At 68.4% G+C, this 8,715-nt stretch carries 10 protein-coding genes and 1 pseudogene; 4 read left to right on the top strand and 7 right to left on the bottom strand.

Translation table 11 applies throughout. The features are described from left to right. The 4 genes from JJL56_RS33830 to JJL56_RS32245 form a co-directional block, all read left to right on the top strand. A partial coding sequence (locus tag JJL56_RS33830) for a hypothetical protein (protein WP_200486985.1) occupies positions 1–101 on the top strand: 101 nt, incomplete at its 5' end. 47 nt (positions 102–148) lie between these two features. Continuing rightward, positions 149–316, top strand: coding sequence for a hypothetical protein (locus tag JJL56_RS32255; RefSeq protein WP_200487854.1), 168 nt, complete (start codon positions 149–151; stop codon positions 314–316). Next, positions 313–1,788 carry a bifunctional enoyl-CoA hydratase/phosphate acetyltransferase gene (locus JJL56_RS32250; RefSeq protein ID WP_200487853.1) on the top strand — a complete coding sequence of 492 codons (1,476 nt, stop codon included), beginning with the start codon at positions 313–315 and terminating at the stop codon, positions 1,786–1,788. Before JJL56_RS32255 ends, JJL56_RS32250 begins: the two co-directional genes overlap by 4 nt. 10 nt (positions 1,789–1,798) lie before the next feature. Next, positions 1,799–3,016, top strand: coding sequence for an acetate/propionate family kinase (locus tag JJL56_RS32245; RefSeq protein WP_145629731.1), 1,218 nt, complete (start codon positions 1,799–1,801; stop codon positions 3,014–3,016). A 9-nt stretch (positions 3,017–3,025) separates the two neighbouring features. On the opposite strand, the gene JJL56_RS32240 is transcribed toward JJL56_RS32245, so the two are convergent. The 7 genes and pseudogenes from JJL56_RS32240 to JJL56_RS33555 form a co-directional block, all read right to left on the bottom strand. Next, positions 3,026–3,793, bottom strand: a complete 768-nt coding sequence (locus JJL56_RS32240) for an alpha/beta fold hydrolase (RefSeq protein WP_247889692.1) — start codon at positions 3,791–3,793, stop codon at positions 3,026–3,028. Positions 3,794–4,038: 245 nt separating this feature from the next. Next, positions 4,039–4,803, bottom strand: coding sequence for a 2-dehydro-3-deoxy-D-gluconate 5-dehydrogenase KduD (kduD, locus tag JJL56_RS32235; protein WP_145629733.1), 765 nt, complete (start codon positions 4,801–4,803; stop codon positions 4,039–4,041). Between the two features lie 30 nt (positions 4,804–4,833). Next, positions 4,834–5,670 carry a 5-dehydro-4-deoxy-D-glucuronate isomerase gene (gene kduI, locus JJL56_RS32230; protein ID WP_079285396.1) on the bottom strand — a complete coding sequence of 279 codons (837 nt, stop codon included), beginning with the start codon at positions 5,668–5,670 and terminating at the stop codon, positions 4,834–4,836. Positions 5,671–5,715: 45 nt separating this feature from the next. Beyond that, positions 5,716–6,468, bottom strand: coding sequence for a GntR family transcriptional regulator (locus JJL56_RS32225; protein WP_200487852.1), 753 nt, complete (start codon positions 6,466–6,468; stop codon positions 5,716–5,718). A gap of 137 nt (positions 6,469–6,605) precedes the next feature. After that, on the bottom strand, positions 6,606–7,628 hold the full coding sequence (kdgT, locus tag JJL56_RS32220) for a 2-keto-3-deoxygluconate transporter (RefSeq protein WP_145629735.1): 1,023 nt from the start codon (positions 7,626–7,628) through the stop codon (positions 6,606–6,608). A gap of 195 nt (positions 7,629–7,823) precedes the next feature. Next, positions 7,824–8,195 (bottom strand): hypothetical protein, encoded by a 372-nt coding sequence (locus JJL56_RS32215; protein ID WP_200487851.1) that lies wholly within the window; start codon positions 8,193–8,195, stop codon positions 7,824–7,826. Between the two features lie 258 nt (positions 8,196–8,453). Further along, positions 8,454–8,715: pseudogene (locus JJL56_RS33555) on the bottom strand (erythrose-4-phosphate dehydrogenase); the annotation flags it as partial.

Raw genomic sequence — 8,715 nt, 5'->3', positions numbered from 1 at the left:
CGCGTTCCGACCGTCTGGCCAAGTACAACCAGCTGATCCGCATCGAGGAAATGCTCGGCGTGGCTTCCCGCTTCGCCGGCCGCGGCATCCTCAAGGCGTAACGGCCCAGCGGAAGGCGGCTGCGGCAAAGTGTCCGGCGTTGCCGGATATGCTGCGCCGCACCGCCTTTTCCGCTAATATATCAGTACACAAAAAGACGCTCGCAGAAGAAGACGGCAAGACGCGCTTCTCCTTTCAGCAAGGCGCGCGCCGGGAGGGATCGGCTGAAACGGGCAGCATCATGCCTTTTTCTCTTATCCGGAGTGTTCTGCAATGACTGCCAATGGTGAAACCAGCGGCGACCTCCCCATGGCCCCGATTGAGGCGGCCCCGATCGAAAACGTCACCTTTGACGAGATCGTGATCGGGCAGTCCGCCAGCATCGCGCGGCAACTGACCGTGATGGACGTCGAGCTGTTCGCCACCGTCTCCGGCAACATCGATCCGGTTCATCTGGACGCGAAATTCGCCGCCGACAGCCGCTTTCAAAAGGTGATCGGCCACGGCATGTGGTCCGGCGCGCTGATTTCCGGCGTGCTGGGGACCCGGCTGCCCGGCGCCGGTACCGTCTACGCCGGCCAGGATCTGCGCTTCCGCCGCCCGGTCGGGCTGGGCGACGTCATCACCGCGACCGTGACCGTCCGCGAGAAGCAGGCCGACAAGAACATCGTCGTCTTCGACTGCCTGTGCACCAACCAGGACGGCGAGGTCGTGGTGACCGGCACCGCCGAGGTGGTGGCGCCGACCCGCAAGGTCCGCCGCGCCGCCCACGCGCTGCCGCAGATCCAGATGATCCGTCACGACAAGCACGACGCGCTGCTGCGCAAGTGCGACGGGCTGGAGCCGGTCGCCACGGCGGTCGCCCATCCCTGCGACGAAAGCTCTTTGAAGGGTGCGGTGGAGGCGGCGGAAGCCGGCCTGATCGACCCCATCCTGATCGGCCCGGCGGCGAAGATCCGCGCGCTGGCCGCAGCCCACGGTCTGGACATCGCCCGTTATCGTCTGATTGACGTGGAGCACAGCCACGCCGCCGCCGCGGCGGCCGTCGCCCTGGCCCGCTCCGGCGAGGCCGAGGCGGTGATGAAGGGCAGCCTGCACACCGACGAGCTGATGGCCGAAGTCGTCCGCAAGGAGACCGGCCTGCGCACCAGCCGCCGCATCAGCCACGTCTTCGTGATGAACGTGCCCACCTACCCGCGGGCGCTGCTGATCACCGACGCGGCGATCAACATCTACCCGACGCTGGAGGACAAGGTCCACATCGTCCAGAACGCCATCGACCTCGCCAAGGTCCTGGGCGTCGAGACGCCGCGCGTCGCCATCCTGTCGGCGGTGGAGACGCTCAACCCGAAGATCGCCACCACGCTGGAAGCCGCCGCACTGTGCAAGATGGCCGACCGCGGCCAGATCACCGGCGGCATCCTCGACGGCCCGCTGGCCTTCGACAACGCCATCAGCGCCGAGGCCGCGCGCATCAAGGGCATCAAGTCCCCCGTCTCCGGGCAGGCCGACATCCTGCTCGTTCCTGATCTGGAAGCCGGCAACATGCTGGCCAAGCAGCTCTCCTTCCTCGCCAACGCCGACGCGGCGGGCATCGTTCTGGGCGCGCGGGTTCCGGTCATCCTGACCAGCCGCGCCGACAACGTCCGCACCCGCCTCGCCTCCTGCGCCGTGGCGGCGCTGGTGGCCGCCGCGCGCCGTCCTTCCCTCGCGCTCAACGCCGCTGCCGCTCCCCTGGCTGCGGAGTGAGGATCACACCATGTCGCATCGTGACGCCTGTCTCGTCATCAACGCGGGCTCCTCCAGCCTGAAATTCTCCGTCTTCTGCGGCGCCGGAAAGCACGATCTGGAGGCGGTCCTGACCGGCCAGATCTCCGGCATCGGCACCGCCCCGCGCTTCGAGGCCAAGGACGCGGCCCGCCACGTCCTGGCTGACGGCATCCTGGACGAGGTTGGCCCCGGCGACCGCGCCGGTCTGCTCGGTTTCCTGCTGACCTGGATGCGGCACGAGCTGCGGGACGTGCGGCTGGTCGCCGCCGGCCACCGGGTCGTGCATGGCGGCACCCGCTTCGACGCGCCGGTCCGGCTGACCCCGGCGGTGCTGGCGGAGCTGGAGGCCCTGGTGCCGCTGGCCCCGCTGCACCAGCCGCACAACATCGCGGCGATGACCGCGCTGGCCGAGGTCTATCCGGAGCTGCCGCAGGTCGCCTGCTTCGACACCGCCTTTCACAGCACGCGGCCCTGGCAGGCCCAGATGTTCGCCCTGCCGCGCGAGCTGACCGACGAGGGCGTGCGCCGCTACGGCTTCCACGGCCTGTCCTACGAGTACATCGCCCAGCGCCTGCCGCAGATCGCGCCGGAGCTGGCCGATGCCCGCGTCGTCGTCTGCCACCTCGGCAGCGGGTCCAGCCTGTGCGGCATGCGGGCGGGCCGCAGCGTCGACACCACCATGGGCTTCACCGCGCTGGACGGCCTGCCGATGGGCACGCGCCCCGGCGTCCTTGATCCCGGCGTGCTGATCTATCTGATGCGCGAGAAGGGCATGGGACCGGACGAGCTGGAGCGGCTGCTCTACCACAAGTCCGGGCTGCTCGGCGTGTCTGGAGTCTCCAACGACATGCGCGCCCTGCTGGACAGCGAGAATCCGCAGGCGGCGGAGGCCGTGGAGCTGTTCTGCTTCCAGGTCGCCAAGCAGGCGGCGGGGCTGGCCGCATCCATGGGCGGGCTGGACGCGGTGGTCTTCACCGCCGGCGTCGGCGAGAACTCCGCCCCGGTGCGGGCGCGGGTGGCGGAGAAGCTGGGCTGGCTCGGTGTCCATATCGACGGGGCGGCGAACCGCGCCCGCGCCACGCGCATCTCGGCCGCCGACAGCCGCGTCCCGGTCTTCGTCATCCCCACCGACGAGGAGCGGATGATCGCCAGCCACACGCTGGGCATCCTGGCGCACAGCGCCGTGCTGTCGCCCCTGGCGGCCTGAGCGGACGCCTCAAAGCCCGCTCAGAAAACTCCGGATCGCGTCGAGGACGAGCGTTTCCCGCTCGCGGTGCGGCACATGGCCGGTGTCGGGGAGAAGCCTTGCGGCTCCCCGCCCGGCCGCGATGCGTTCGGGGTGGGTGCTGGAACCGTACTCGTCGCGGTCGCCGTGCAGGGCTAGAACCGGACAGCGCACCGCCGCCAGGGCGCGGTCCAGGGTCCAGTCGGCGAAGGCGGGCGACAGCCACGTTTCCGTCCAGGCGTCCAGAACCCACCGGGCCTTGCCGCCGTGATACCGTGCCAGACGCGCCACGTTGGCGGGGTCCTGGAAGTCGCGCTTGGCGGCGCGGATGCCGGCGAGGGTTCTCTCTTCCACGAAGGCCTGCGCGGCGATGGTGACGAGGGCGCGGCATCGCTCCGGAAAGCGCGCCGCCGTCTCGACGGCCATGCCGCCCCCGACGCTGTGCCCGCAGGCGACGAACTCCGTCACGCCGAGTTGACCGCACAGCGGCGGGATGGCGTCCCGCGCCTCCGCGGCAACGAAATCCAATGCGAGCTGCCCCGGATGGGTATCCGAACGCCCGAAGCCGAGCCGGTCATAGGCGATGACGCGGCGGTTCGTCTCGCTTGCCAGCCGCTGCGGGAAGCCGCGCCACAAATCCACGCTGCCGAGGGAGTCGTGGAAGAGGATGATCGGCGCGGCAATGGCGGAGTCTGGAGCCCAGCTTTTCGCATAGAGGCGGCCTTCCGCGGTTTGGATCATCCATTCCGTTTCGGTCACGGGAGCTTCGTTTGGCGTCGGCATGGCGGGCGGCGTTGCGGTCCTGGGGACTTCCGTTATGCCGTGAAGCGTTGAGGAACGCCCGTGGAAACATGTCGAAGCCGCTTTTGCCCCCACCCCAGCCCTCCCCTGCGACAGCGGGGGAGGGCTGGGGTGGGGGCAAGGCTCAACCCGAACCGCCACAAGAAAAAGCCGGGCGCCATCGCTGGCGCCCGGCTTCGTCACTCAAACGGAACCACTCCGCCTCAGCGTGCGAGCCAGCCGCCGTCCACCGGCAGGACCGTGCCGTGGATGTAGTCCGACGCGTCGGAGGCCAGGAACACCGCCGGGCCGCCCATGTCGGAGGGAACGCTCCAGCGGCCCGCCGGGATGCGGCCAAGGATCTCCGCGCTGCGCTGCTCGTCGGCGCGGATCGCCGCCGTGTTGTTGGTGGCGACGTAGCCCGGCGCGATGGCGTTCACGTTGATGCCCTTGCCCGCCCATTCGTTGGCGAGCAGGCGGGTGATGCCGGCGACGCCGCTCTTGGAGGCGGTGTAGGAGGGCACGCGGATGCCGCCCTGGAAGGACAGCATGGACGCGATGTTGATGATCTTGCCCTTGCGGCCCTGGCCGATGGCGTAGCGGCCGAAGGCCTGGCAGAGGAAGAACACCGTCTTGATGTTGATGTTCATCACGAGGTCCCAGTCGGCCTCGGTGAAGTCCACGGCGTCGGCGCGGCGGATCAGCCCGGCGTTGTTCACCAGGATGTCCAGCCCGCCGAAGGTGCCGACGACCTCCTCCACAAGACCCTGCACCGGGGCGATGCTGGTCAGGTCGGCGGACATGCCGTGGAACTTGCGGCCGGCGGCCTCCACCAGGGACCTGGTCTCGTCCAGCGGCACCACGTCCACGGCGGCGATGTCGGCGCCGGCCTGGGCCAGCGCCACGGCGATGCCCTGGCCGATGCCGGTGTGGGCGCCGGTCACCAGGGCAACCTTGCCGGTGAGATCGAAGGGATGTGCCTGTGTCATTGTCTTAGTCCTTCTCTCGGCGTTCCGGGATCAGCGCAGGTCTTCCATGGGGATGAAGTCCATGTCGGTGAAATCCTGGTTGTCGCCGGCCATGGCCCAGATGAAGGTGTAGTTGCGGGTGCCGACGCCGGAGTGGATCGACCAGCTCGGCGAGATCACCGCCTGCTCGTTGGCGACGACGACGTGGCGCGTCTCGGACGGCTCGCCCATGAAGTGGAAGACGCGGGCCGGCTCCGGCAGGTCGAAGTAGAAATAGACCTCGCAACGGCGGTCGTGCGTGTGGCACGGCATCGTGTTCCACATGTTGTTCGGCTTCAGCACCGTCATGCCGAGCACGAGCTGCGCGGTGCGGCAGACGTCCGGGTGGATCATCTGGTAGATGGTGCGCTCGTTCGACTGGGCCGGGTCGCCCATGTGCACGGCCTTGGCCTGCGCGATGGAGATCTTCATCGTCTCGAAGCGGGCGTGGGCCGGGGCGCTGTTCAGGTAGAACTTCGCCGGGTTGGCCGGGTCCAGGCTCTCGAAACGGACGTCCAGGCTGCCCATGGTGATGTAGAGGCAGTCGCGCGGGGCCAGCTCGAACACCGCGCCGTCCACCGTGATGCGGCCCGGACCGCCGACGTTGACGGCACCCAGCTCGCGCCGGTCGAGGAAGTTGGCCGAGCCGATGGCCTTGGCCGACTCCAGCTTCAGCGGGCCGGACACCGGCATGGCGCCGCCGACCACGAAGCGGTCGATGTGGCTGTAGGTGAGGACGATGTCGTCCGCCTCGAAGATGGACGGGACGAGGAAATGGTCGCGCAGCTTGGTGGTGTCGTAGTTGCGGACGTCATCCTGGTGTGACGCGTGCCGGACGGTGATCTTCATGGCGATATCCTCGTTTGTGTTTTTCAGGGCCGGTCGGCGGCCAAATCAGGGACCAGTGAAGAAGAACGGGTTCGCCCCCTGGGCCTGGGGGATGGAGGTCAGCAGGCCGTCGAGGTGGACGGCCATGCGGTCGGCGGCCAGCGCCGGGTCGGCGTCGGCGATGGCGTCCACGATCGCCGCGTGCTCGGCCAGCACATGGGTGAGGCGACCCGGCTCCGGCAGGGTCAGGCGGCGGTAGCGGTCGACTTGCACCTTCACCTGCTGCGCCATGCTCCACAGGCCGGGAAAGCCGGCGATCTCGGCGATCTGGGCGTGGAACCGCTCGTCGGCCTCGTGGAAGGCGTTGAGGTCGCCGTCCTCCACCGTCTCCTGCTGGAGCAGCAGATTGGCGCGCAGGCTGGCAATCTGGCTGCCGGTGGCGCGCTGCGCCGCGTAGCGGACGGCGGTGCCCTCCAGCGAGGTGCGGATGACGATGGCCTCCGGCAGGGCGTTCACCGGGATGCGGGCGACGAAGGTGCCCACCTGCGGGAATATCTCGATCAGCCCCTCGTCGGCCAGCCGTTGCAGCGCCTCGCGCACCGGGGTGCGGCTGACGCCGAAGGCTTCGGCGATGTGCTTCTCGACGATGGGCTCGCCCGGATTGCGGCGCATCTCCACGATGTCCGCGCGCAGCGACCGGTGGATCGCCGCCATGGTGGAGGCGCCCCGCGCCGGCCCGCGGGAAGGCTTCACCGCGCTCCGCGAAGCGGCGGGGTGATCGTTGCTGGCGTCGGGCGTCGGGGTGGTCGGCATGTCCATGGCTGCACCTGTTGCGCCGGCTCGGCCGGTCCTAAGGGAGCATATTAGTATATCAGTGCCCTGGTGCAAGCCGGAAATCACGGGGTCCGCAATCTCCGGCTTGTGTCCAGGCTGGAAAGACGCCTACGGGGGCGCCGTCATTCGGCGGGGGCGGGCTGGACCGGCAGAGCTTCCGTTTGGGCGCTTTCTTGGGCGGCCAGATGGCGCGGGGAGAGGACGCCGAACCGGCGGGCCCACCAGGCGGTCAGGATCGGGGTGAGCAGCGAGGTGACGACGACGCTGGTGGCGACCAGGGCGGTGGCGGCCGGGGCGCTCGGCGCGAAGCTCGGCTCGATGGAGGCGATGATCGGCGGGACCGTCACGGCCGCACCGGCGGTGGAGGCGGCGCCGATGCCCGCGGTGCCGTTGCCCTTGGCCAGCAGGATGTCGGCGACGACCAGCGTGAAGCCGGTGATGGCGATGACCGACAGGCCGAGGACGATGCCGAGCAGGCCCGTGTTCAGGATGACCGCGAAGTTCAGGTTGTTGCCGAGCGCGAAGGCGAAGAAGGGCACCATCACCGGCACGGCCTGACCGAAGAACTTGCGGAAATCCTGGTCCAGGTTGCCGAGCGCGAAGCCGATCAGGAAGGGCAGCAGGGCGCCGACCATGGTCTGCCAGGGGAAGGCGGCCAGACCGGCCAGACCCAGCGTCGCCATCGTCATGAAGGGGCCGGATTCCAGGCACATCAGGCAGAAGGCGCCGGATTCCTCCTTGGTGCCGTACTGCTGCATCAGCGCCATGTACATGCCGCCGTTGGTGTCGTTCATGGCGGCGATGATCGCCAGCACCGACAGGCCGGTGAAGAAGCCCGACGAGACGCCCTCGTGTGGGATGAACCAGGAGGCGACGATGCCCATGGTGGCGGCGGTGAGGATCTTCACGGTGACGAGCACGCCGCTCTTGCGCAGGACCAGCGGGGTGGCCTTCAGGCTGATGCTGGCGCCGATGCAGAAGAACCAGACGGAGAGGATCGGCAGGGTGCCGGTGATCAGGCCGTTGGTGAAGGACCCGAAGAACTTGCCCGTGTTCGGCGCGAAGGTGTTCAGGCAGGCGCCGAGGAACAGGGGAAGGATCATCATGCCGCCGGGAATGCGGTCGATGCGGGATTTGATGTTCATAGTCGGTACTCCTGGGGCGGTCCGACTGGGCCGTCGATGAAAAGTCCGGGGTGGTGGTTGCCGATTGCGGCGCATGGAGGGGGAGCGTGCCGCGCATCCCCAGCGGGAGCGGCACCGGGCCGGTGGCCTTGAGGCCTGTCCGCGGATCACGCCGTCGATGAAGTGGATACTAGTATATCAGTGCTGCGAGGCAAGTCAGGAGAACTGCGTACCCCGTCGGATGACACTGTGTCGCACGTCCTGCGGCGGTGGTTCGGCGGTGCCGTTCCCGTGCGTCGGAACGGCCGCCGCTATGCCGGAAAGCGCAAGCGTGGCAACGGCTTGCAACGCCTCGTGGACGCGGTGGTAGGCGGCTTCGATGCGTTGGGCGGCCTGTTCGCCATCGGCCAGCCGCGCCGTTTCCCGGAAAAGGGCGAGAGCGGTGCGGCCGAAATCCTCGAAGCGCACTTGCAGGCCGTGATCGTCCAAGGCGAACACCGGCGTGGTCAGAAAGGCCCGCCGCAGCGAGTCGGCGTCGCGCTCCAGGGCGGCGATGCGCGCGGTCGGCGGGTCGGAGGTCCGGGGCATGCCACGGCTCCTTCAAAGGGTGTCTTTAAAAAGCGGAGTTTGAAAACTGGTATTTTAGTTTTTGGCATTGGAAACCGCGCTGCCCCCACCCTAATCCTCCCCCGCTCTCGGCGGACCGAAGGTCCGCCTGCCGCGTCAGCGCAAACCGTTGGTTTGCGCGAGAGCTTTCGCAGGGGAGGGAACTGCCGCCGCTTCGCAACAATCTCCCTCCCCTGCGCAGCGGGGGAGGGCCGGGGTGGGGGCAACACCGCTCCGCCCTTACTTGGCGTTCGCCATGGCGACGGCGGTGTCGCTCATGCGGTTGGAGAAGCCCCACTCGTTGTCGTACCAGGTCATGATGCGGACGAAGTTGCCGTCGATGACCTTGGTCTCGTTCAGCGCGAAGATCGAGCTGTGCGGGTCGTGGTTGAAGTCGGTGGAAACCAGATCCTCGGTGTAGGCGCCCAGGATGCCCTTGAGCGGGCCGTCGGCGGCCTCGCTGATCGCCTTGGTGATCTCCTCCACCGAGGTGGCGCGCTTG

Origin of the sequence: Azospirillum aestuarii (assembly GCF_016632405.1) — a bacterium.
Taxonomy (GTDB): Bacteria; Pseudomonadota; Alphaproteobacteria; order Azospirillales; family Azospirillaceae; genus Azospirillum; species Azospirillum aestuarii.
The sequence above is the reverse complement of the archived record's forward strand: the minus strand, read 5'-3'. Positions and strand labels throughout refer to the sequence as shown.